The sequence below is a fragment of the Niallia yueguangensis genome, assembly GCF_052663115.1.
Map to the genome: position 1 here is coordinate 40,120 of NZ_JBQTCX010000026.1, position 24,145 is coordinate 64,264.

The window sequence follows — 24,145 nt, forward strand, 5'->3', positions numbered from 1 at the left end:
AAGGTACACATTAATGAAAAAAGTATGGATAGGATTTTTATTAAATATACAGTTTTTTACTGCGGTACCCATCAATAAAACGCTGCCAATGGAAAAAGAGTTTGTAAGCAGCAGCATCCGCACGTATCCTTTATTAGGTTTACTGCAAGGCTTGCTTTATAGCTTTTTTGTATATGGATTGCTTCATTTCACACCATTTTCTGTTCTCGCTGTTTCCTTTTTTCTCTGGATACTGATGATCGTGATTACAGGCGGACTTCATTTAGATGGCTGGATGGATGCAAGTGATGCGTTCTTTTCTTATCAGGATTGTGAAAAACGTTTGGAAATTATGAAGGATCCTCGCGTTGGAGCTTTTGGCGTATTATCTGTCATTGTGCTTTTAAGTACAAAATTATTTTTTGTTTATGAAATAGTGAATGGGATTCAAGCTGAAACGTATTTTCTCGTTTTGTTGCTTCCCTTTTTCTCAAAAATAGTAATGGGAACTATCTTAATTCGTGTTCCTGAAGCGAAAAAGGACGGACTTGGTTCTTTTTTCAAAAGGGCGATTACTGGAAATATTACGGCAGTTTATTTTGGATATGTGGCGGTATGTTTCGGAATCATATTTTTATTTTATCAGGAGGCGTTTTTAGAGATTTTGCTGTTAATGATTAGCGGTGCTGTATGCTACGTCTTTTTAGCGAAAAAAATCGTGAAATGGTTTGGCGGCTTAACCGGAGATTTGTTGGGAGCGGCAGTGGAAGGGACGGAGTTAGTATTATGGGCAACCGTATGGTTATTACATTATTTCGTCATGGTTTAACAAAGGAGAATGAAAACAAAGCATATATTGGCTGGATGGATAGTCCGTTGAGCGAAAAAGGGATTTGCCAATTAAAAGCGAAACGGCTGGATGCCAATCATTACGATCAGCTGTTTTCAAGTGACTTGCTGCGGGCGAAACAAAGTGCGTCCTATCTATTTCCTGATCAGGAAATAATAGAGTCTTCTTGCTTTCGGGAACTGAATTTTGGCAATTGGGAAGGGAAAACGTATGAACAGTTAAAAGAAAATACATCGTATCGCAATTGGATCGATCATCCCTTTACTATTACTCCTCCTAACGGCGAATCTTTTCCTGATTTTACAAAACGGATTGAAACAGGCTGGCAAATGTTGATTAATCAAAGTAAAGCTGAACAAAAAATAGCAGTTATGACACATGGTGGGGTCATCCGTTATTTACTGCATCGCTATGGTAAGGAAAAGAACGGTTTTTTTGATTATACAGTAGCAGTAGAAAGTGGCTTTACATTGATATGGGACGATATCGATAGTTTTAGGAGGAGAGAAAGATGCACTTTATTACAGGAGGCAGCTTTAATGGAAAAAAGAGATGGGCGTTAAACTTTTATCAACTTCCGATTGATAGTGAAGACTTGGAAATCGTTTGCTTTTATGAAAAAGATCGAATAGATGTGTTAGAACAATTGACTGAAATGAAAAGGCCTGTTTTATTGTTGGAAGGGTTTGAATATTTGATTCAACATAAGTTATCGACGCTTCAGGAGGAGGCTTTTGATTATTTTCAGGTCTTAATCAAACGATTGATTAATTGGGAAAAGGATGGAGACAATCATCAAGTCATTGTAATCGGAAGTGATATCACAAAAGGGATTGTGCCGCTAAAAAAGGAAGACAGGCTATGGCGTGATTGGACGGGAAGAATTTATCAAGAAGCGGTAAGAATGGCTGATCGTGTTGATGTTGTCTGGTATGGTTTAAATGATCAACTAAAATAAAGGAAGGTAGGGAAATGAATGCGTATTTATACAAAAACAGGTGATAAGGGACAAACAAGCATTATTGGCGGCAGAGTAGATAAAGATGATATTCGCATCGAAGCGTACGGAACGGTGGATGAAGTAAATTCTTTTGTTGGTCAGGCGGTTGTACAATTACAGGGGAAAGCATTTGAAGATATCATCAGTGATTTGGAAAAAATTCAGCATGAGCTCTTTGATTGCGGCGGCGACTTAGCAAGTGTTTTGAAAGATCGTCCGTTAAAGTTAACTGCAAATACAATCGAATATTTAGAAGAAAGAATTGACCAATTTATCGAAGAGGCGCCTCCATTAGAACGATTTATTCTTCCCGGTGGAACACCAGCTGCCTGCAGCATTCATATTGCAAGAACGGTGACAAGAAGAGCGGAACGATTAGTAGTCTCCTTGAAAAAAGTAGATGCGCACGTTTCTGATCTTTCCTTGCAATATTTAAATCGTTTAAGCGATTATTTCTTTGCACTTGCAAGAGTGATTAATTATCGCAGCAATGTAACAGATGTTGAATATGAACGAAGTGCTAAAGTGTTTCGAGGAGGAAAAAAGAATGAACGGAAAGAAAATTAGTATTTTGGCATTATTTATTGCTTTATCAGCTGTTGGGGCATATATAAAAATCCCCGCACATGTTGGAAGTGTTGCCTTGGATAGTTTTCCAAGTTTAATAGCAGGTGTGCTGTTAGGGGGAATCAGTGGTGGAATTGTTGCGGGAGTTGGACATTTATTATCCGCATTGATTATCGGTTTCCCACTTGGTCCATTTCATTTTATTATTAGCGTTGAAATGTCCTTATTGATATGCTTGTTTTCTTATATATATAGAAGTGGAAAAAAATATTTTGCTTATGCTGTGTTTATCATAGTAAATAGTATTATATTACCGATTCCTTTTCTTTTTCTTATAAACAAAGGTTTCTACACAATGATTATTCCATCTTTATTGATAGGGGCAGTCATCAATGCAGCTGCTGCTTATGTGTTAATACCAAGATTGCAGTCCATTTCGTTATGGAGAAAAAGTCGTCTATGAAAGATATTCAAATTGTCCCTTTTAATCAAAAGGAAAACATCATTATTGCCGCTGACAATTGTGGAGCCATTGGGATGAAAGCAGAGGATATAGTGCAAGCCTCTTATGAAACGGTAGCTTATTATTCCTTTCGTGTTGCAGTAATGGAATGTATCGCAGCAGGAGGAAGTCCTTTTTCTGTTATTTTGCAAAATTTTAGTGGAGAAGATGCGTGGCAAAAGCTTTTGGCAGGGATAAATAAAGGCATCGTGGAATTGAACTTAAGTGAGGAATTGGCGATTACTGGAAGTACGGAAAGTAATTTCTCCTTAAAGCAGTCGGCAGTTGGCGTTACCGTGCTTGGGAAAAGCAGTTCTGAAAACGAATATTCTTTTCAAAATAGCAAAATAGCGGTTATCGGCAGCCCGCTTGTTGGAAATGAAGTGGTGGAAGAAGAAGATAAAATCGCACCGTTATCTCTATTCTATACATTAGCTAAAAAGAATAAATATAAACTTCAGCCTGTCGGATCGAAAGGGATTTTGTATGAACTGTCAGTTTTATTAAATGAGTCTGTAAAAGGAAGGATTGATTGTTCATTGGACATCAAAAAATCCTCTGGTCCATCCACTTGTTTTCTTGTAGAGTATGAGGAATGCGAGGAAGAGGAACTGCAGAGCATAACATCAACGTTTTTTCATGAAATAAGCTACCAGTTTGCCTAATTTCGCATAAATTAATCTCAAACATATTTAATTATTACATTTAGATGAAAAGAAATTACCATTTTAGTATTCTTCTTTTGAAGAAGCTTATCTAGTGGTAGAATAAACAAGTGTATTGATAAATTGGAGGTACTTATAATGAAGAAAAAGCTTGGTTTATTATATGGTGGAAAATCTGCTGAACATAAAGTAAGTATGCAAACAGCAATGGCGGTTATAAAAGCCTTAAATACAGATAAATTTGATATTCATCCTATTTACATATCGGAGAGTGGTGAATGGATTCGCGGAGAACAATTAACAGGACCTGTAGAAAATGTGAAGCAATTGGAGTTTCAATCAAAGAATGAAATCCAATCAACTGCACTTTCTTCTCGTTTATTCCAATCATCAGAAGATCGAACTTTCGACGTAATATTTCCGTTGCTGCACGGACCAAATGGAGAAGATGGAACGGTGCAAGGATTGTTGGAATTATTAAATCTTCCTTATGTAGGGAACGGTGTATTGGCATCATCAGCTGGGATGGACAAAGTAATCATGAAGAATATCTTTGAAGTGGCTGGTCTTTCACAAGTTAAATATACATCATTTATAAGAAATGATTGGAATAAAGATAAACAAGCAGCATATGAAAAAGTGGAGCAGGAACTAGGTTATCCTTGTTTTGTTAAACCTGCTAATTTAGGATCAAGCGTTGGAATCAGCAAAAGTACGAATCGTGAAGAGCTGGATGCTGCATTTGCAGAAGCGTTTCAATTTGATCGGAAAATTATTATTGAAGAAGGCGTTACTGCTAGAGAAATAGAAGTGGGAGTGCTTGGCAATGACAATCCAGAAGTTTCTGTTGCTGGAGAAATTGTCCCTAAAAAAGACTTCTATGATTATAAAGCAAAATATGAAGATGGCGATACAGCGTTAATTATTCCAGCAGATATAACAGAAGAGGAATATCAATCTATTAAAGAAAATGCGATAAGAGCGTTTAAAGCATTAGACTGTTCTGGATTAGTTCGTGCTGACTTTTTCTTAACAAAAGAAGGTAAGGTTTATATTAATGAGGTAAATACAATGCCAGGATTTACACCATTCAGCATGTTCCCTTTACTATGGAAGCATAGCGGGGTAGAATATTCTGCATTAATTGAAAAGCTTGTGGAACTTGCGCTAGAAAGACATGAAGAGAAACAGACGATTAAGTATACTATTTAATGGTCTTATTCATAAAGGGTTTGCATGAAATTTATGCAAACCTTTTTAAGTAATTAACTATTTACATAATTTTGAAAAAAGATAGATTGGAGGGTTTAAGGTGATTAAACGTACGTTAAAACAGATTGCCAACATGATTGGCATGGAAGAAGAAATAAATGGTGCAGAGGATATCGTGATTAATGGAATTACAATTGATTCCAGAAAAATTGAAAAAGGAAATTTATTTGTTCCATTTAAAGGAGAAAAAGTAGACGGACATCAATTTGTAGAGGATGCTATTAAAAAAGGTGCAGCTGCTTCTTTTTGGCAAAAAGATGTTCCGAATCCTCCCAAGCATCTTCCGCTTCTTTATGTAGAAGATCCACTAAAAAGTATTCAACAGCTAGCAAAAAAATATCGTAATGAACTTTCTGTAAAAGTAGTAGGCATTACAGGGAGCAACGGGAAAACGTCGACAAAAGATATCACAACAAATCTGCTTTCCTTAAAATATAAGGTGCAAAAAACGGAAGGAAACTATAATAATCATCTTGGGCTGCCATTGACCGTTTTGAATTTAAAAGAAGATACAGATATTGCTGTTCTTGAAATGGGCATGAGCAGCAAAGGAGAAATTGACTTTTTAACCAAGCTGGCAGAGCCGGATGTAGTCGTTATTACGAATATAGGAGAATCACATCTTCTTGATTTAGGTTCTCGTGAAGGAATTACAGATGCAAAATTAGAAATTATAAATGGGTTGAAGCAGGGAGGAAGAGTGGTTTATTTCGGAGATGAACCATTGCTTGCAAATAAATTAACGAAGATCGCACAAATGGATATAAAAACATTTGGAATGGGCGAAAAAAATGATTTATTTCCGGTTGACATTCAGCAAAAGGAGAACGGTAGTCGCTTCCACATAAATAAAACACAGAAAGTCTATAATCTTCCTATTCTCGGAAATCATAATATACTTAACGCGTTAGCAGCAATGTTAGTTGCCGATTATTTTATGATTTCTTTTGAAGACATGGATGAAGGCTTCAAAACATTAAAACTAACTAATATGAGGATGGAATTGGTAACAGGGCAAAATGGTGTGCAAATAATCAATGATGCGTATAATGCCAGTCCTACTTCTATGCTTGCTGCCATAAATGTATTGAAAAACCTCCCAGGATTTAATAAAAAAGTACTGGTGCTTGGTGATATGTTAGAACTTGGACCGGACGAAGAAACGTATCATGAGGAAGTAGGAAAAAGCATACCGAAAGACGAAATCGATTATGTGTTTACTTATGGAAATCTTGGTCAATTTATTGCAAAAGGTGCACAAACCGTTCTTCCAGAAAATCATGTAGTTAGTTTTACGGAAAAAAATGATCTTATTACAGCGTTGAAAAAAATAATCGATAACGAAACAGTTGTCTTAGTAAAGGCCTCAAGAGGAATGAGGTTAGAAGAGGTAGTGAAGTCACTATCATAACGATCTGAATAGTTAATATAAGTATGTGTTCAAAAAAAGTAACAAATTAGAAGCGAAACTAATGAAGAGATTCACACTTTTCATTTGGTGACTTTTTGAACATCCTCTATAAGCAGTTTTAGGACTTCGTCTTTTATGATAGAAGTCCTATTTTATATTTTTGAAGGCTGTTTTCTAAAAGTTTGTTGTTTTTTGAATAAAATAATAAACATGGCTGAAGCACTGAGCAGTCTGAATACACGTAGACTCCTGCTTAGAAAAGCGAGAAAGACGAGACCCCACAGGAGCAAAGCGAGGCCGCTGAAGAGGTGTTTTATTATATAAATTATAGGTAAAACCCTTATATTTAGTAGGATAAAAATGGTATAGAGAGTTTGAAAACGACCAACATGTTGGTAAGCCTCGGAAAACCGAACGAAAACCTCTGAGTGCTTGGATTTTCACTATCTATATTTCATAGCATCCACTTTTTCAGTGACCTCAGCAAAGCGACGAGGAGGATCGGCACTCGTCCGCGGAAAGCGAAGTGTATTTAGACTGCGGATTAAATAAAAACAATCTATACGAAAAGAGACTTTTTGAAAAATTCACAATTTTTTCAGAAATAGCAGAATATTGTCGAAATAAATCATTTATACTAGAAATTATAGGTATAAATTCATATTTGATAGGGGGCTAAACATGGCGAGATGTCCATTTGGTTTTTTGCATCGTAAAAAAGGGGAAGAGAAATCTAGTTATCCATCACATTTTAGCTCAAAGAGTAATAAAGAACCAGCAATCACTTTTAATAATGGAGATTTATCTTTTCAAACAAAGTTTGTAGGGTTAACAGAGCAAGATATGGAGCATTTACTTGAACTTCAACCAATTATGGTGAACAATGCTGATAAAATTGTAAATGCATTTTATGGAAAGTTACAGGGAATTCCTCATTTAATGAACATAATCAATGAACACTCGACCATTGACCGCTTAAAAAAAACACTAACTCAATATTTATTAGAGATGGTATCGGGTAAAGTGGATGAGAATTATATAGAAAATCGTATTAGAATTGGAAAGGTTCATAATAAAATTAAACTATTTCCGGAATGGTATATTGGTGCATATACATTAATACAGAATGAACTTTTTACCATTTTATTAGATGAAAATTTACCAATAAACAAAATAAAACAATTATATTTTTCTTTTCAAAAATTATGTTCCTTTGATATGCAGATTGGGATCTCTACTTATATAGAAGCATATACAGCATCTATGATGAAATTAAGTGAAATTCAAATATTGCAGCAGCAGTTGGATGATTCCGCAGCGACATTGGCAGCGGGAGCAGAAGAAACTACATCTGCTATTTTTGATAAAGAGAAATTGTTAAATCAAATGTTATCCGAAGTAAATGGCATTAGTACTATATCCACAGATACACTTCGGACAGTAGAACTTGGAAAACAAGAGGTAACATCTTCCTTAAAACAAGTAGATGCAGTTGTTACTTTAATAGAAGAGACCCAGCACCTAACCAAACTTTTAACCGCTAGTTCAAATGAAATAGGAGTGATTGTGCAAACAATCAGAGGTATCTCAAATCAAACGAATATTTTATCATTAAATGCGGCGATCGAAGCGGAAAGAGCTGGTGTTCATGGCAGAGGATTTTCAGTAGTTGCTCAAGAAGTAAGAAAACTTGCTACACAAACCCAAGCATCATTAGACAATATTCATGGGCAAATCAGCACTGTTCAAAATACGGTAGACAAATTTGAATCCAGTTATCAACGGATAGCTCAAGATGCCAGCTTATTAAGATCTGTTAATGAGAAAATTATTTCTATACTAAATAACACAGTCGGAAGCGTAAAAAACAATTCCGAGAGAATTAATAATTTCAACACAATTATGGATGAATTTCAACGAACATTTGAAGAAATAACAGGAGCATCCTATCAAGTAGCACAAATGGCAGAGCAGTTAAATGAAGTGAATCATCAGCTTTCCCTTAAGTTGGTAGATGATAAGTTATAATAATGGATATATTTACACTAATAGTATAAAATATAATTTAGGATGTTCGAAAATCCATTAAATGTTAAGCGGTCAATTTCTTCGTTTGATTACTTCTCCGTTAACTAGAGGATCTTCAACTAAAAACGCTCACGTCCTGTGAGCAACGTTGAAGTCACCACATCCTGTGGAAGGCCCTTTTTGAATAAGCATTTATGTGAAGATGGGATTTCGGTTGAATTTATGCTTGGTTCATTGAAAATACTCATATACTATTTAATATATATGTTGGGAAGGAAAGGTGGTATGTCTGATGGTTGCTTGTTTATGTATCCATGGTTTTACTGGATCACCCAGGGAAGTAGAACCATTGGCAAATTTTCTTGAACAGCATACAAATTGGGAATGTGTGATTCCAACACTGCCAGGACACGGGGAAAACCTTCAATTACAAGGCATTCATTTTAATGAATGGATTGAACATGCCGAATATGAGCTGAAAAGACTTCTGCAAAGAGAGAAAACCGTGTATGTAATTGGATTTTCCATGGGCGGGTTAATAGCTAGTTACTTAGCTATTCATTATCCTGTAAAAAAATTAATACTATTGAGCGCTTCTGCTTATTTTGGTAATCCATCTAAAATGTGGGGCGAGATTAAATATATGGCAAATGACTTTTGGAAAGGTAATTTAAAAAACAACGAACTATTTAGTCGATATAGAAGAAAAATGAAGTCTACTCCTATAACAGCGACTGTTCAATTTCGAAAGTTAGTGCATTATATTCGTCCGTTTTTGAGCAAGGTACATGTGCCAACATTTATCGCACAAGGAGAAAATGATGGACTAGTACCTATAAAAAGCGCAAAATATTTATATAATACTATCCGTGCAAAAGAAAAAAGACTATTGTATATAAAGGAATCGGATCATTTAATTTGCCATTGCAATGAAAAAGAAAAACTATTTACAGAAATTCTTTCCTTTTTAAAATAATGTATTTCTTCAAAATTAGAAAATGTACCATAATTTATCTGCGAATTTTCAGGGTGATCGAAAAAGTTTGTCTTTCCAATTATGTAGTCTTGTGAAGAGCAGAGTTAACGTGTTGAGGTAATATGCATCTGAAGAAAGCAAACGATTGTCGACAGCCTGAAAAACCCCTATCCAAAACATTAAGTTCCCTTGTTCCATAATGTATAGGAAAGAAACAAGCAGCCTAGCTTCTGAAAAAGTGCCTATTTTTAAAAAGGCCATATAATTGCAAAGCTAATATGTAAGTGATAAGATTATTTTTAAAGTGTATAGGGAAAAATAGCATGTATTAGCTGTGTAAAAGTATATTGATAATAGAGATTTTCTTTCGTCAAATGAACAAATTTAAAGCGAAAGTGGTCGGTTTTTGGTTGCTGCTGCCCCTCATGCTATACAGTTGTGTATAAAGAAAGTTGTCAAATAGAGAGAAATTTCGCAATAGCAGTTACAAACAAGAAATTTCTTTGTCTTTGGCTAACTGTAAAAACAGTAGCTGTAAATGTAAAAAAATATGGAAGTCATTTGAAATATTTCCTCATAGCAGAATTCAATTTTACGGTATCTCATGCTATTTATATTTGACAAATAAGCATATTGCCTCAAGTTCTCCAGTTAAAGTAAATGATGGATTGATTAAATCTATCAAAACTTTTCATTTCTTATAGTGTGTGTTCAAAAAAGAGGACGATTTGAGCGGAGAAGTCTAAGTGCGGAAGTCACGAAGCCTGGAACGTAGGGTAGTTTTGCTACGGGAGAACTGGGACGACGTAACGAAGAGATTCACAAGCTTGTGTTCTTGAACTTTTTGAACAACCTCTTATATGTAAACTTGTTTAGTTTTTTAGTTAATTATTCGGGGAATAGTGGAATGTGGATAATAAACAACATCCATTTTAATATGTTTCGTTGATAGGAAAAGGGATACATATTAGTAAGATGGCATACCCATCATGTGAATATTTTTAATGACTAGAAGGAGATTGGATATATTGGTAAAGTTTCAAGATCTAGGTATTAGTACTGCCACGATGAAATCATTAAAAAGAATGGGGTTTGAAGAAGCAACACCTATTCAAGCGGAAACGATTCCTTTAAGTCTTCAAAATAAAGATTTAATTGGTCAAGCACAAACAGGTACTGGAAAAACAGCTGCGTTTGGCGTGCCTTTAGTAGATAAAATTGATGTGGCAAATGAAGTGATACAAGGTATTATTATTGCTCCGACGCGTGAGCTTGCTATTCAAGTTTCAGAAGAATTATACAAAATTGGTTATGGAAAACGAACAAGAGTGCTTTCTATTTTCGGTGGTCAAGATATTAATCGTCAAATTCGTGCATTAAAGAAAAATCCACATATTATTGTAGGGACACCAGGGCGTATTTTAGATCATATTAACAGAAAAACACTGCGTTTAGATCAAGTGCAAACAGTTATTTTAGATGAAGCGGATGAAATGTTAAACATGGGTTTTATCGATGATATAGAGTCAATTCTTTCGAAAATACCAACAGAAAGACAAACCCTATTATTCTCTGCTACTATGCCAGCTCCTATTAGAAGAATGGCTGAGCGCTTTATGAAAGAGCCGCAAGTTGTCAAAGTGAAAGCAAAAGAGATGACTGTTTCATTAATTGATCAATATTATATAGAAACACAAGAAAAAACTAAATTTGATATTTTGACAAGACTTTTAGATATACAGGCTCCTGAATTAGCAATTATTTTCGGCCGTACGAAACGTCGTGTTGACGAACTTTCAGAAGCGTTAAATTTACGTGGATATACAGCAGAAGGAATTCACGGGGATTTAAGCCAAGCTAAACGCATGTCTGTACTTAGAAAGTTTAAAGAAGGAACAATTGATGTATTAGTTGCTACAGATGTAGCTGCTCGTGGGTTAGATATCTCAGGAGTAACACATGTTTATAACTTTGATATTCCTCAAGATCCAGAAAGCTACGTTCACCGCATTGGAAGAACAGGAAGAGCTGGTAAAGAAGGAGTAGCGATTACATTTATTACGTATCGAGAGAGATCATATCTTCAAGTTGTAGAAAATACAACAAAAAGAAAAATGGAGAAAATGATTCCTCCAACAGTTGATCAAGCGTTAGAAGGTCAACAAAAAGCGGTGATGGAAAAAATTATGCAAACAGTGGATGAAAATAACTTAGATTCATACAAAGAAAGTGCGGATCAGTTATTAGAACAAAAGGATGCAAGAACCATTGTTGCAGCTGTTCTTAAAATGTTAACAAAAGAACCGGATACAACTCCAGTTAAGTTAACAGAAGAAAAACCATTGCCAATGAAGCGTGACCGCAAGCCTTATGACAAAAACAACGGTTATAAAGACAGAGGAAGAAAAAATTACAATTCTCGTCAACGTCAAGGCTACAGCAACAAACGAACAGGTCAAACAAATAATAAAAATTATTCTAATTCAAAATCTAATTCTTACCGCTAAAAGCCAAGCCCATGTGAAGCAACTAACTTCACAAGGGCTTTTTGCTGTGTTAAAAGGGCTTTCCTCGCACCACCTTTATAATGTTGGAGTTTGCAAGTGCTTAATTTTCTTTTTTTGAAACTATCTAGGGATAGTCACGTAAATAATAAAGGGTGTTAATCAAAATGAACGAGAAAAAAAGGGGGGGATTCCATTTATGTTTAACCAGCCTGAACATCGCTTATCAGAAAAAGGTATAAATGTATGGAGAATATCAGGGATGCTTTCAAGCTTATTTCCATTGATTATAAGTGCAGCGGTTATTACATTTACGATTCTGTTTGACTGGTACATATTATTTTCTATTTTTAGTGTAGTATTTTTTATTATTTGGTTTTATTTTTTTGTTGGATTATTGCCAACATTAAAGTGGAAAAGATGGCGCTATGAAGTAAGGGAAGATGAAATAGAAATACAGCACGGGGTTTTTGTAGTGAAAAGAACGCTAGTACCAATGGTTCGTGTTCAGCATGTTGATACAAAACAAGGACCAGTGCTTCGAAAATATGATCTTGCTGTTGTATCTATTTCTACTGCTGCCACAGTACATGAAATTCCTGTTTTGGGGACGGATGTAGCCGAGGAGTTAAGGAACTATATTTCAAAAAAAGCAAGGGTGGCGGAAGAGGATGTTTGAACCGAAAAAACTTCATCCCGTCACGATTGTCTTTAATATTTTGAAACAGCTTAAAGATATAATTTTTCCATTTCTTGCTGTTATTATAGTAGGCGGCAGTGCTTCAAAATGGGATTCTTATTATAATATCGGCATCATTTGTTTTGGGATAATCACGATTATTAGCGGCATTCTTTCATGGTTTTTCTTTACCTATCATTTACAATCAAAAGAACTGAGAATTGAACACGGCATTTTTGTAAAAAAGAAACGTTATATTCCGTTCGAAAGAATTCAAAGCATTGATTTTACAGAAGGAATTTTACACAGACCGTTTCGATTAGTAAAAGTAAAAATTGAAACCGCTGGAGGAGCTAACGAAGCGGAAGCGATTTTAACTGCCATATCAAAGGAAAATGCAGAGCAATTGCGAGAGTATATAAATAAAGATAAAAATAGGTCAGTGAACCGCGAATTATCGGGAGAGCTGCAGCAAGAAGAAACAAGGCAAGAACTATATAAAATGAATAAAAAAGAGCTCCTTTTATTAGCGACGACATCTGGTGGAGTTGGTGTTGTTTTTTCAGCAATTATCGCAACTGTTTCACAATTTGACGACTTTATTCCATACAAAAAACTATTTCAGGAATTTCAGCATATTGTAGCAAACAGTGTTGCCATTATCACATTTTTGGTCTTTTTAGTGTTTTTAGTATTATGGATTATTTCGTTAATGATGACGATGCTGAAATACGCGAATTTTACAGTTTCAAAAGTAGGGGATGATTTGGTCATAACGAGAGGGTTGTTAGAAAAGAAACAAATAACGATTCCTCTCCATCGTATACAAGCAGTAAAAATAACGGAAAATGTAATCAGGCAGCCATTTCGTCTGGCGACCGTCCATTTGGAAAGTGCTGGAGGATCTTTATCAGATAATGAAGCATCGAGTGTGGCAGTATTGCCTATTATTAAAAAAGAGAAAATGAAAAAGATATTGGGTGTGATTTTGCCCGATTATCATATAACAGATGCTTTGCATACGCCCCCAAAGTTTGCTGCATGGAGATATATATTTCGAAATAGTTGGATTGCACTGCCTGTAATTGCTGCTTCTTTGTTCTTTTTCCCTGTATGGGGTTGGTTATCTATTATTTTACTGGTGATATTACCATTTTGGGGTTATCTTAACTATCGTGCAGCAGGATGGCATTTAGCTCAGAAGCAGTTAACGATTTCTTTTCGGCACTTAGGGAAAATAACCTTAATTATGAGAAAAAATCGGATTCAAACACTTGGTTATAAGGAAGGTTTTTTGCAGAAAAGAGTGGATTTAGCTTCTTTACATGCAATAGCAGCTTCCGGAGTCGGCGGGTCTGGTGGTACAGTTTCTGACTTGCCAATCGAGGATGTTAAAAAGGTTTACAGCTGGTATTCTTATTCCAAAAAAGAGTGAACTTGTTTCGGCTTGCTGATATAAGTTTCAGAGACCCATTTTTGCAGGAACTTCAGGCTGATCGAAAACGTTTGTCTTTCGAGACGAACAACGAAGAAAGCGAGCGTTTGTCGACGGCCTGAAACAAGTTTATTTAAACAATCCTAATAAGGCAAGAATAATAAGAATAGCCCAAATCACTACATTTTTAGTTGGCGTTTTTTTTCGAGAGGAGACATGTGTCTTTATATTAGAAAATTCCTCTTTATAGGCGTTCACTATGTTTTTTCCTTTAGATTGGAAAATGCTCCCTATAAGTAAACCGCATAAAAATCCGGCGAGATGCGCTGTAATATTAATATTTGGCTGAAGAAATGTCATAATTAAACTAAGGACAGCAATGGTTGCGATAGTTTGGGAATTATTCCTTGATATAATATCTTTCCGAAAAACAATTAAAGCAATATAATAGCCAAATAATCCAAAAATGGCACCGCTTGATCCGAGATGAGTATAGGTTAAAGGTTCAATGAAAAGTGTAACAATATTTGCAATGATCCCTGTTGCAAGATAAAGAAACAAAAAAGAAATTTTTCCGAGAATTTTTTCTAAAGCGGGTCCAAATAAAAAGATACTAAAACTGTTAAATAAAAAATGAGAGAAGCCGCCATGAATAAAAATAGGGGTAATCAAACGCCACCATTCCCCATTAACAATATATAAATTAACGCCAATTGTTTTTTCTAAAATATATTGGTTTGGAAATAGAGGGAAAATAGTTAAAATATATAATAGAAGATGAATAAATAAAATGGTTGAAACAACTGGATAGTATGTTATATATTCTTTAAAACTTTCTCTTCTTGTAAACAATTGTATAAAACCTCCTCGTTCTCTCCTTCCTACATAATAGCCAATATAAAGGAAAAGATACAATAAATTTATGCTCTGATTGATGAAAATAGAAGGATGTGCCGCATGATTAAAGGAATTGGAATTGATATAATTGAGTTAAGCAGAGTGCAAGAAATAATAAATAGAAAACCACAGTTTGTTCAGCGTATTTTAACAGAAAAAGAACAAACAATATATAAAAGCTACCAGAAGACTAGACAAATAGAATATTTAGCTGGGCGGTTTGCGGCGAAAGAGGCGTTTAGCAAAGCAATGGGAACTGGTATTGGTAAAAAATTGAGTTTTCAGGATATTGAGGTGGATAAAGATAGTTTGGGAAAACCTTTTATTGCAAAACCATTTCAACAAGGTGTTCATTTATCTATTACTCATAGTAAAGAGTATGCCTTTGCGCAGGTTATTATTGAAAAATGAACGTGAAAAAATAAGCTTGGTTATATTTCCTTAGGTTGTCTCATATATTCATAGAGCAATAGGAGAAATAAGAAAAGATAGGAGTTGTTAATCTTGATAAAGGCGCTTCCGCTTTTCTTTGTCTAGCTCCAGCGCCTAGCCCTTGTGAAAAATAACCCTTTGCCTCTAAAAGTAAAAAGCACTTTTTGAGTCAAATGAACATTTTTCTTCAGGGCTGATCAAGGCGCTTCCGCTTTTCTTATTTCTTCTTCGACGTGAAATGAGAATAAGGGAGTTGAAAAAATGAACAAGAAGTTATGGTTGCTTTTCGTAGGACTGATGGTCATGCTTTTGTTAACTGCCTGTGGTGCCAAATCAAAGGATGCGGTTATGAAAGAGTTGAACGAAAAAGTTGCCACAAAAGGTTATAAAGCAGATGCAAAAATGACCTTAAAAATGGGAACAGAACCGCAAACATATGAAGTGCAAATTTGGCATAAAGATCCTTCTTATTATCGTGTTAATCTGAAAAATGCCAAAAAAGATCAAAGTCAAATGATTTTAAAAAATGATGAAGGGGTCTATGTATTAACACCTGCATTAAACAAAAGTTTTAAATTTCAGAGTGAATGGCCAGAAAACAGCAGTCAAGCGTATTTATATGAGTCATTGGTAAAAGATATACAAGAAGATAAAGAGTCGTCATTTAAGGCAACAGATAAGTATTATGTGTTTGATACAAAAACACGCTATCAAAATAATAAAATGTTGCCAACACAAGAGATCACACTGAATAAAAAAGACCTTTCCCCAGTTAGTGTAAAAGTAAAAGATACAGAAGGAAATGCACTTGTTACCGTAAAATTTTCTAATGTGAAATTTGATGTGAATTTTGATAAGAAGGATTTTGACTTGCAAAAAAGCATGACGGCTGCTAAGTTAGCTGTTCCGGTAATGGGGGAAGTGGAAGACAAAACGTTTTCTGTTAAATACCCTGAAGAGCAATTAGAAGGTGTAAGCTTGGTGGAAGAGAAAAAAGTAGCAACAGAGAATGGAAGTCGTGTTGTATTAACGTATGACGGAAAAAAATCATTCACGATTATTGAGGAAAAAGCAGAAATTGCACCAGCAACTGCCGGACCGATTGTTGTTACTGGTAATCCAGTCGACCTTGGTTTCACAATAGGTGCAGTTACAGCCAATAAAGTTTCATGGACGTTTGGAGGAGTAGATTATATTATTGCTTCAACTGCATTAACAGAAGATGAAATGGTAAGCATTGCCCGTTCCGTTCAAGGAGAAGCAATTAAATAACTTCAAGTAAAGACGGCTTCCATTAAGAAGCTGTTTTTTTTCGTATAGGAAATTATAAACGAAATGGGATTGTGGATAACTTGGCGGTTGTGTCCGCATCCAGCTTCAGCGCCTAGCCCCTGTGAAAGATAACCTCTTAACTCTAAAAGTAAAGGCTGTTTTCTCAAAGTTTGTTATTTTTCACGTGAAAAAATGGGAGAAGAAGTACTTAGCAGACTGAATACACGTAGACTCCTGTGGGAATGCGAGAAAGACGAGACCCCACAGGAGCGTATGCGACGAGGAGGCTCGACGCTCGCTAAACGGACGAAGTGTATTCAGGCTGCGAGTTTAAAAGCAACAATCTATACGAAAACAGCCAAAGTAAAAAATACTTTTTAAGTCAAGAGAAATTTTTCTTCGGTGCTGAGCAAGGCGCTTCCGCTTTTCTTATATTGACAAGCCATACATAGAGTAGAATAATTTAATTATATGATGAAATAGTTGCTGGAAAAAGGAAGTGTTCCATAATGTTAGAGAATGAAAGGCTGCACAGAGATACTTGGGTAGAGGTTGACTTAGATTGTATTGCGTACAATGTTAGTGAATTAAAAAAAAGATTAAATCATGGCAGTAAATTATTTGCGGTTGTAAAAGCAAATGGTTATGGACACGGGGCGCTGCAAATTGCCCGAACTGCATTGCTTTCTGGTTCGGACTATTTAGCAGTTGCATTTTTAGATGAAGCCATTCATTTAAGACAAAAGGGCATAACGGCGCCAATATTAGTTTTGGGTGCGATTCGTTATAAGGATATTAACATTGCAGTAAAATATGATATAACCATGACTATGTTTGAAGTAGAATGGCTTAAGAAGGCAGTAGAAATTTTAGAACCTGCAAATACTTTGAAAATACATATTAAGATTGATACAGGAATGGGCAGAATTGGTTTAAGGGATAAAGAAGAGATAAAAGAAGTAGAAAGACTAATAACCCCCCATAAGAATATAAAGATTGAAGGAGTTTTTACACATTTTGCAACAGCGGATGAATTAAATTCTACTTATTTAGAACAACAGTTGAAACGATTTCAGTTCATGCTTTCTTATTTTTCCAATCCACCTGCTATCGTACACTGTAGCAATAGTGCAGCAAGTTTGTTATATCCAGATATGCAATTTAATGCAGTGAGAATGGGGATTTCAATGTATGGTTTAACTCCTTCTATAGCAATCGAAAAAAAATTACCGTATCCTTTAAAAGAAGCTTTTTCTCTTCATACACGAATTGTGCAGGTGAAAAAACTGCAAAAAGGCGATAAGGTGAGTTATGGAGCAACTTATGAAGCTGCAGAAGAAGAGTGGGTAGCGACGCTTCCCATCGGATATGCAGATGGGTGGTTAAGGAAACTTAGTGGGCAAGAAGTGTTGGTGAATGGCAGAAGAGCACCGATAATAGGAAGGGTTTGTATGGATCAATGTATGATTAAACTACCTTTTTATATGGAACCTGGCACGAAAGTTACATTGATTGGAAAGCAAAACATTGCTGCTATTTCGGTGAATGACATTGCTGCTAAACTGCAGACGATTAATTATGAAGTTACATGTACGATCTCTAATAGAGTGCCGCGTGTATACAAAAAAGATGGAAAAATTGTGGATGTTGTGAATCCATTAATACAATAATTTCTATATTGATTAATATCCTAAGAGGAAATGGTCAAAAGTAAAACAGCCTAAAAAATAAAGTATTTTTACAAAAATAGAGTATATTTAAGAAATTTTCACGTATTTATGCATAAAAGATACATTTTTTGGTGGATAATACATTAGAATTGCTGAATGTACTTTGCAGATTGTGTTATTAATGGTATGATTGAAAAAGTAGAGCTAATTATGGTGTGTAGTGATGGTGGAGGTGTATGTTTGTGTCTGAATCCAGCGCAACGACAGAAATCTTGATAAGATTACCAAAGAATTTGTTAACTGAATTGGATGGTTTCGTAATGCAGGAAAATGTTAATCGCAGTGAATTCATTTACCAAGCAACTAAAATGTATCTTCGTGAACGGAAAAAGAGACATATCAGAGAATCCATGAGACGAGGTTATATGGAAATGGCTAAATTAAATTTATCCATCGCATCAGAAAGCTTTCTGGCAGAATATGAGGCGGAGAATACAGTAGAACGTCTTGTAAGCGGAGGGTAATCCTTTGATTGTTAAACGTGGTGACGTTTATTTTGCAGACCTATCCCCAGTTGTTGGCTCAGAGCAAGGCGGTGTCCGTCCTGTGCTTGTTATCCAAAACGACATCGGGAATCGGTTCAGTCCCACAGTCATTATTGCAGCAATTACGGCTCAAATACAGAAGGCGAAATTGCCGACTCATGTGGAAATTGACGCGAAGCGGTATGGTTTTGAAAGAGATTCAGTAATTCTTTTAGAACAGATTCGCACGATAGATAAACAGAGGCTGACGGACAAAATCACTCATCTTGATGATGAAATGATGGAAAAAGTGGATGAAGCCTTACAGATAAGTTTAGGTCTCATAGAATTTTAAAAAATGGTGCGCTCTTTATAGGAAGGGCGCTTTTTTTGTTATTTTTTGCTTGCTTTCATTCTGATCGTCCTTCTTTTGATGCTTATAATAAAGAAGAGTTGTTTGATACAATATCATTATAATATTAGATTAAATATAATTTAAACTAATTGATTCAGTTAATAATTGGTAATGTTGCAAATTAAGGTGTAATGTATTATTAATGCATCATAGGTGCTTTGGAAAGGAAGAGTGAAGGAGTTTATGGAGAAATTAATGGATAAGAAACAGACTTATTTAGCTGTAATTGCAAAAGAGCAAGCTATTACCGAAAAACAAGTGAAAAATGTTATTTCGTTACTTGACGAAGGGAATACGGTGCCCTTTATTGCTCGTTACCGTAAGGAACAAACAGGTGCTTTAGATGAAGTGCAAATAAAGGCTATTATGGACCGCTATCATTATATTCAAAATTTAGAACAACGAAAAGAAGAAGTTATTCGGATTATTGAAGAGCAAGGGAAATTAACAGCAGAATTACAAAAAAATATAGTAAAAGCTAGTAAGCTTCAGGAAGTGGAAGATCTATATCGACCGTATAAACAAAAGAGACGGACAAAAGCAACCGTAGCAAAAGAAAAAGGATTGGAACCGTTTGCTGACTGGTTATTAACAAATCCCGACAATGCTTCATTCCAAGAAGAAGCGCTTAAATACATATCGGAAGAAAAAGAAGTTTTATCGGTGGAAGATGTCATCAATGGCAGCAAGGATATCATTGCTGAACGTGTTTCTGATGATGCGGAAAGCAGAAAATGGATACGGAATAAAACCTTCTCATCCGGAGTTATTTCTACTGCAGCAAAAGATTCAGAAAAAGATGAAAAAAATATATATGAAATGTATTACGAATATGAAGAACCAATCAATAGAATAGTGCCGCATAGAACATTAGCGTTAAATAGAGGAGAAAAAGAAGAGATTATAAAAGTTGGAATTAAAGCACCGTCCGAATCTATTTTAAGCTATTTAGAGAAAAAATGGATAGTAAAAGATGGAGCTTCCTCGAATGGAATCATAAAAGAAGCAATAGAAGATGGATACAAGCGCTTAATTCAACCTTCCATTGAACGCGAAATAAGAAGTGAATTAACAGAAAAAGCCGAGGAACAGGCCATTCATATTTTTTCAGAGAATTTAAGGAATCTTTTATTGCAGCCTCCTTTAAAAGGAAAAATGGTATTAGGAGTAGATCCTGCCTATCGAACAGGCTGTAAACTAGCAGTAGTGGATGAAACAGGGAAGGTTTTAGAAATTGGCGTAATTTATCCTCATCCACCTGTTTCTAAAACTAAAGAAGCGACAGAGAAATTTCAAAATCTCCTGAAGAAATACGAAATTGAAATGGTTGCGGTCGGAAATGGGACAGCATCCAGGGAAACAGAGCAATTTGTTGTCGATATGTTAAAACAGCAAAACCGAGAAATTTTCTATCTAATTGTTAATGAAGCGGGTGCAAGTGTTTACTCTGCATCAGACATTGCGAGAGAAGAATTTCCTGACTTCCAAGTAGAAGAAAGAAGTGCTGTATCGATTGCAAGAAGACTTCAAGACCCACTTGCTGAATTAGTAAAAATTGATCCGAAGTCAGTTGGAGTAGGACAATACCAGCATGATGTGTCACAAAAGAAGCTGTCAGAATCGTTAACTTTTGTTGTAGAAACTACGGTAAATAAAGTTGGCGTAAATGTGAATACAGCATCTCCATCTCTTTTACAGTATGTAGCTGGTTTATCTAAAGCAGTTGCAAATAATATTGTAAAAAAGAGAGAAGACGAAGGAAAGTTTAATAATAGAAAACAACTGAAAAAAATTCCTAGATTAGGTGCAAAAACATACGAACAAGCGATAGGCTTTCTGCGAATAATAGATGGAGAGGAACCTTTAGACCGAACAGGAATTCACCCGGAACATTATGATGAAGTAAAAAGTCTTCTTAAAAAAATGAAGTTATCTTCAGTAGATATTGGAACAAATGAATTAAAAGAAGCATTATCTAGCTTAGACATCTCAAGCCTTTCAACAGAATTAGGAATTGGAGAATTAACGTTAAAGGATATAGTAGATGCTTTAGTGCGTCCTTCCCGAGATCCGCGGGATGAAGTTCCTGCTCCTTTATTAAGAAAAGATGTTCTTAAACTGGAAGATTTAAAAGCAGGCATGGAATTGCAAGGAACAGTTCGCAATGTTGTAGATTTTGGCGCGTTTGTTGATATTGGAGTGAAACAGGATGGTTTAGTTCATATATCCAAGTTGAGTAATAAATTTGTAAAACATCCATTAGATATTGTAAGTGTTGGAGATGTTGTAACTGTCTGGGTTGATGGAGTAGATCAGAATAAAGGGAGAGTTGCTTTAAGCATGCTTCCACCTAAAGAGCAAATCTAAAAGAAGATGCTCAAAAAGGCACCAAATGATAAGCTGCGAATTTTATTGTTGGCTTTTTGAACACATGCCAAATATGTATCAATAAGGTGTCTTATAAGTTAGAGATCCTATAATAAGCTGGATTTCTACTTAAGAAGGCACCTTTTTGCTGTGTGTTCATTAGGCGATTGTATTGATATTACTTAGGAACAGTATTTTTTCTGTAATAATACCAGCATTGATTCAGTACTATTATTTGATATCTATCTTTTGCATAAAATGCTCTTTTCATTTGATTCTGTAACCAGCTAGGCATTGGTATCCTCCTTTACGAAAAGGTTAAGTGAAAGAAACCTGTAAGATGAAGAGAATTTTTAGGTTGTTTTTAATAGTAGTAAATATAAGTACGTGAATAAAACATAGTGGACATTAATGATACTTATTGAAAAGGCTCTGTATAACGATAACGTTTTTTATGGGAAGGGAATCTGCGAGACTCCTGCGGAAAAACGGATTAGCAAGACCCCGCGGTGAGGTACGAGCGAGGAGGCTTGAAAGAATGTCTTCGAAAAGGGAGTCGATTCCTTGACCTTTTGAAAATCAACAATGGAATTTAACAGAGCTACTGAAAAAAATATATAATATTGTATGCGATGATGGTTTATTTGTTGAGGAGGAGTATTATGACAGATTTGGAATTGCAAATGTTGGTTGAAGATATTTCTACTAAGTATTTTGGTGAAGCGTTTTTACATCGGGCACTATTTAATGGGAGGCTTCGAACAACTGGCGGTAGGTATTTGTTGAAAAGTCATAATATAGAAATAAATAGAAAGTATTATGAGGTATTTGGATTAGAAGAACTAATCGGCATTATTAAACATGAACTTTGTCATTATCATCTTCATTTGAAAAACATGGGATATCAGCATCGAGATGCAGACTTTAAAAATTTGTTAGAAAAAGTGGGAGCTCCAAGGTATTGTTCTAGTTTGCCAGTAGGTGTACATTCAACAAAAAATAAGAAGAAAGTGATTATTTATCAATGTAAGTCATGTCACCAGTTGTACCAAAAACGTAAAAGAATGAATTTGCAAAAATATGTATGTGGTAAATGTAGAGGGAAACTAATGGTAAAAGATATGAAAGAGAGTTAAGTTGGTGTATCTCTATATTTATATGAATAAGGATGATGTTTAAGAATGTAATTTGTTTTTTGGTGAACTTTGTCATATGTTATTAATTTTATTAACTTGATTTATATAGCATACATAGCGATAGTTATTCTATTTATATATGCTATTTCTTCCTAACTAACCAAGCTTATTACGCTGTTAGTATAGTCGTTTTATTTCTTTTGAAATTTTTTTTGAAAAGTTGTTGACTTTTTATTGCTATGTTCTTATAATATGAAGAGTCGACAAAAGCACTAGAAAAGTTATGAAGGAAACAGGAAAGACAAGCTTGAATGTTTCTTGTAACTTAGTGATGGAGCGACAAAGAATTCAACTTTAGTTATTATAACTTATGCATTGAATTGACAGTTAGAAAGATGTTCAATACATTATGATAACTTAAGAGTGGAAAATATTATTCCGCAGTAGCTCAGTGGTAGAGCATTCGGCTGTTAACCGAACGGTCGTAGGTTCGAATCCTACCTGCGGAGCCATATTTGGGGAAGTACTCAAGAGGCTGAAGAGGCGCCCCTGCTAAGGGTGTAGGTCGCGTAAGCGGCGCGAGGGTTCAAATCCCTCCTTCTCCGCCAGAAATTATTTAATTGAGGCCCGTTGGTCAAGCGGTTAAGACACCGCCCTTTCACGGCGGTAACACGGGTTCGAATCCCGTACGGGTCATTTTTATATCATCTTATAAAATTTATTATTTTTGTGGTCCCGTGGTGTAGCGGTTAACATGCCTGCCTGTCACGCAGGAGATCGCGGGTTCGATTCCCGTCGGGACCGCCATTATATTGGGCTATAGCCAAGCGGTAAGGCAACGGACTTTGACTCCGTCACTCGTTGGTTCGAATCCAGCTAGCCCAGCCAAGAGCCATTAGCTCAGTTGGTAGAGCATCTGACTTTTAATCAGAGGGTCGGAGGTTCGAATCCTCCATGGCTCACCATTATTTTCATAGTAAAACCAAGCGGGTGTGGCGGAATTGGCAGACGCACTAGACTTAGGATCTAGCGCCGCAAGGCGTGGGGGTTCGACTCCCTTCACCCGCACCAAGTGAATGAAATCGTTAGTTGAAGATACATCTTGGTTTATCTCTTGTAGTGCGGTCGTGGCGGAATGGCAGACGCGCTAGGTTGAGGGCCTAGTGGGGGCAACCCCGTGGAGGTTCAAGTCCTCTCGGCCGCATCGAAAAAAAGTGTTGACAACCCAAGATAAAAGTTGTATCATTAAAAAGTCGCTTTCAAAAATATGCGCCCGTAGCTCAATTGGATAGAGCGTCTGACTACGGATCAGAAGGTTATGGGTTCGACTCCTTTCGGGCGCGCCATATTGCGGGAAGTAGCTCAGCTTGGTAGAGCACTTGGTTTGGGACCAAGGGGTCGCAGGTTCGAATCCTGTCTTCCCGACCATTCTCAATCAAGGGTAAAGAGATGTGAAGTTTATCTTTAGCCAATTATAAATAACGCGGGTGTAGTTTAATGGTAAAACCTCAGCCTTCCAAGCTGATGTCGTGGGTTCGATTCCCATCACCCGCTCCAACAAAAT

General features: G+C 35.9%; 22 protein-coding genes and 11 tRNA genes. 31 read left to right on the top strand and 2 right to left on the bottom strand.

What is annotated here, in order from left to right; translation table 11 throughout:
* The first annotated feature begins 13 nt into the window (after positions 1-13).
* The 13 genes from cobS to ACTYA4_RS19005 all read left to right on the top strand — a co-directional run bounded on the left by cobS (position 14) and on the right by ACTYA4_RS19005 (position 13,868).
* Positions 14-808, top strand: coding sequence for an adenosylcobinamide-GDP ribazoletransferase (gene cobS / locus ACTYA4_RS18945; RefSeq protein ID WP_445505841.1), 795 nt, complete (start codon positions 14-16; stop codon positions 806-808).
* Complete coding sequence (locus ACTYA4_RS18950) at positions 766-1,392, top strand: histidine phosphatase family protein (protein ID WP_443482989.1); 627 nt, start codon at positions 766-768, stop codon at positions 1,390-1,392. The genes cobS and ACTYA4_RS18950 overlap by 43 nt, the downstream gene beginning before the upstream one ends.
* Positions 1,341-1,787, top strand: a complete 447-nt coding sequence (locus ACTYA4_RS18955) for a bifunctional adenosylcobinamide kinase/adenosylcobinamide-phosphate guanylyltransferase (protein WP_443482988.1) — start codon at positions 1,341-1,343, stop codon at positions 1,785-1,787. Before ACTYA4_RS18950 ends, ACTYA4_RS18955 begins: the two co-directional genes overlap by 52 nt.
* A gap of 18 nt (positions 1,788-1,805) precedes the next feature.
* Positions 1,806-2,396, top strand: a complete 591-nt coding sequence (locus ACTYA4_RS18960; RefSeq protein ID WP_443482987.1) for a cob(I)yrinic acid a,c-diamide adenosyltransferase — start codon at positions 1,806-1,808, stop codon at positions 2,394-2,396.
* Positions 2,377-2,859, top strand: a complete 483-nt coding sequence (locus tag ACTYA4_RS18965) for an ECF transporter S component (RefSeq protein WP_443482986.1) — start codon at positions 2,377-2,379, stop codon at positions 2,857-2,859. Before ACTYA4_RS18960 ends, ACTYA4_RS18965 begins: the two co-directional genes overlap by 20 nt.
* The gene (locus tag ACTYA4_RS18970; RefSeq protein ID WP_443482985.1) at positions 2,856-3,563 is read left to right on the top strand and encodes an ATP-binding protein; all 708 of its coding nucleotides are present in this window, start codon (positions 2,856-2,858) and stop codon (positions 3,561-3,563) included. Before ACTYA4_RS18965 ends, ACTYA4_RS18970 begins: the two co-directional genes overlap by 4 nt.
* A 135-nt stretch (positions 3,564-3,698) precedes the next feature.
* Positions 3,699-4,775 carry a D-alanine--D-alanine ligase gene (locus ACTYA4_RS18975; RefSeq protein ID WP_443483024.1) on the top strand — a complete coding sequence of 359 codons (1,077 nt, stop codon included), beginning with the start codon at positions 3,699-3,701 and terminating at the stop codon, positions 4,773-4,775.
* 100 nt (positions 4,776-4,875) lie between these two features.
* Positions 4,876-6,246: a UDP-N-acetylmuramoyl-tripeptide--D-alanyl-D-alanine ligase gene (locus tag ACTYA4_RS18980; protein WP_443482984.1), complete on the top strand. Its 1,371-nt coding sequence runs from the start codon at positions 4,876-4,878 to the stop codon at positions 6,244-6,246.
* 681 nt (positions 6,247-6,927) lie between these two features.
* Positions 6,928-8,274, top strand: coding sequence for a protoglobin domain-containing protein (locus ACTYA4_RS18985; protein ID WP_443482983.1), 1,347 nt, complete (start codon positions 6,928-6,930; stop codon positions 8,272-8,274).
* 292 nt (positions 8,275-8,566) lie between these two features.
* On the top strand, positions 8,567-9,250 hold the full coding sequence (locus ACTYA4_RS18990) for an alpha/beta hydrolase (RefSeq protein ID WP_443482982.1): 684 nt from the start codon (positions 8,567-8,569) through the stop codon (positions 9,248-9,250).
* Positions 9,251-10,278: 1,028 nt separating this feature from the next.
* A complete protein-coding gene (cshA, locus tag ACTYA4_RS18995) occupies positions 10,279-11,757 on the top strand; it encodes a degradosome RNA helicase CshA (protein ID WP_443482981.1) in 1,479 nt (492 codons plus the stop codon).
* Positions 11,758-11,953: 196 nt separating this feature from the next.
* The gene (locus ACTYA4_RS19000) at positions 11,954-12,433 is read left to right on the top strand and encodes a PH domain-containing protein (RefSeq protein ID WP_443482980.1); all 480 of its coding nucleotides are present in this window, start codon (positions 11,954-11,956) and stop codon (positions 12,431-12,433) included.
* Complete coding sequence (locus ACTYA4_RS19005) at positions 12,426-13,868, top strand: PH domain-containing protein (RefSeq protein WP_443482979.1); 1,443 nt, start codon at positions 12,426-12,428, stop codon at positions 13,866-13,868. The genes ACTYA4_RS19000 and ACTYA4_RS19005 overlap by 8 nt, the downstream gene beginning before the upstream one ends.
* Positions 13,869-13,997: 129 nt before the next feature.
* On the opposite strand, the gene ACTYA4_RS19010 is transcribed toward ACTYA4_RS19005, so the two are convergent.
* A complete protein-coding gene (locus tag ACTYA4_RS19010) occupies positions 13,998-14,720 on the bottom strand; it encodes a rhomboid family intramembrane serine protease (RefSeq protein ID WP_443482978.1) in 723 nt (240 codons plus the stop codon).
* A gap of 105 nt (positions 14,721-14,825) precedes the next feature.
* On the opposite strand from ACTYA4_RS19010, the gene acpS reads away from it, so the two are divergent.
* From acpS to ACTYA4_RS19040, 6 genes are all read left to right on the top strand, one after another.
* Positions 14,826-15,176, top strand: a complete 351-nt coding sequence (acpS, locus tag ACTYA4_RS19015) for a holo-ACP synthase (protein ID WP_443482977.1) — start codon at positions 14,826-14,828, stop codon at positions 15,174-15,176.
* 282 nt (positions 15,177-15,458) lie between these two features.
* Complete coding sequence (locus ACTYA4_RS19020) at positions 15,459-16,469, top strand: LolA family protein (RefSeq protein ID WP_443482976.1); 1,011 nt, start codon at positions 15,459-15,461, stop codon at positions 16,467-16,469.
* Positions 16,470-16,978: 509 nt separating this feature from the next.
* Positions 16,979-18,139 (top strand): alanine racemase, encoded by a 1,161-nt coding sequence (gene alr / locus ACTYA4_RS19025; protein WP_443482975.1) that lies wholly within the window; start codon positions 16,979-16,981, stop codon positions 18,137-18,139.
* A gap of 242 nt (positions 18,140-18,381) precedes the next feature.
* Entirely contained in the window at positions 18,382-18,663 is a 282-nt protein-coding gene (locus ACTYA4_RS19030; RefSeq protein ID WP_443482974.1) for a CopG family ribbon-helix-helix protein, read from the top strand.
* Positions 18,664-18,667: 4 nt separating this feature from the next.
* Positions 18,668-19,018, top strand: a complete 351-nt coding sequence (gene ndoA / locus ACTYA4_RS19035) for a type II toxin-antitoxin system endoribonuclease NdoA (RefSeq protein ID WP_019156408.1) — start codon at positions 18,668-18,670, stop codon at positions 19,016-19,018.
* 243 nt (positions 19,019-19,261) lie between these two features.
* Positions 19,262-21,445 carry a Tex family protein gene (locus tag ACTYA4_RS19040; protein WP_443482973.1) on the top strand — a complete coding sequence of 728 codons (2,184 nt, stop codon included), beginning with the start codon at positions 19,262-19,264 and terminating at the stop codon, positions 21,443-21,445.
* 178 nt (positions 21,446-21,623) lie between these two features.
* On the opposite strand, the gene cmpA is transcribed toward ACTYA4_RS19040, so the two are convergent.
* The gene (gene cmpA / locus ACTYA4_RS19045) at positions 21,624-21,740 is read right to left on the bottom strand and encodes a cortex morphogenetic protein CmpA (RefSeq protein ID WP_443482972.1); all 117 of its coding nucleotides are present in this window, start codon (positions 21,738-21,740) and stop codon (positions 21,624-21,626) included.
* Between the two features lie 367 nt (positions 21,741-22,107).
* Between cmpA and ACTYA4_RS19050 the strand changes: the two genes are divergently transcribed.
* The 12 genes from ACTYA4_RS19050 (at position 22,108) to ACTYA4_RS19105 (ending at position 24,138) form a co-directional block, all read left to right on the top strand.
* Positions 22,108-22,581: a SprT family protein gene (locus ACTYA4_RS19050; RefSeq protein WP_443482971.1), complete on the top strand. Its 474-nt coding sequence runs from the start codon at positions 22,108-22,110 to the stop codon at positions 22,579-22,581.
* Between the two features lie 437 nt (positions 22,582-23,018).
* Positions 23,019-23,093 (top strand) — tRNA-Asn (locus ACTYA4_RS19055).
* A 5-nt stretch (positions 23,094-23,098) separates the two neighbouring features.
* Positions 23,099-23,189 (top strand) — tRNA-Ser (locus ACTYA4_RS19060).
* Between the two features lie 16 nt (positions 23,190-23,205).
* Positions 23,206-23,277: transfer RNA gene (locus tag ACTYA4_RS19065), tRNA-Glu, on the top strand.
* Positions 23,278-23,312: 35 nt separating this feature from the next.
* A tRNA-Asp gene (locus ACTYA4_RS19070) sits at positions 23,313-23,388 on the top strand.
* A gap of 6 nt (positions 23,389-23,394) precedes the next feature.
* Positions 23,395-23,469 (top strand) — tRNA-Gln (locus ACTYA4_RS19075).
* 1 nt (position 23,470) lies between these two features.
* Positions 23,471-23,546 (top strand) — tRNA-Lys (locus ACTYA4_RS19080).
* A gap of 21 nt (positions 23,547-23,567) precedes the next feature.
* Positions 23,568-23,652: transfer RNA gene (locus ACTYA4_RS19085), tRNA-Leu, on the top strand.
* Between the two features lie 50 nt (positions 23,653-23,702).
* Positions 23,703-23,785 (top strand) — tRNA-Leu (locus ACTYA4_RS19090).
* A 65-nt stretch (positions 23,786-23,850) separates the two neighbouring features.
* A tRNA-Arg gene (locus ACTYA4_RS19095) sits at positions 23,851-23,927 on the top strand.
* A gap of 5 nt (positions 23,928-23,932) precedes the next feature.
* Positions 23,933-24,009, top strand: a tRNA-Pro gene (locus tag ACTYA4_RS19100).
* Between the two features lie 55 nt (positions 24,010-24,064).
* A tRNA-Gly gene (locus ACTYA4_RS19105) sits at positions 24,065-24,138 on the top strand.
* Positions 24,139-24,145: the final 7 nt, after the last annotated feature.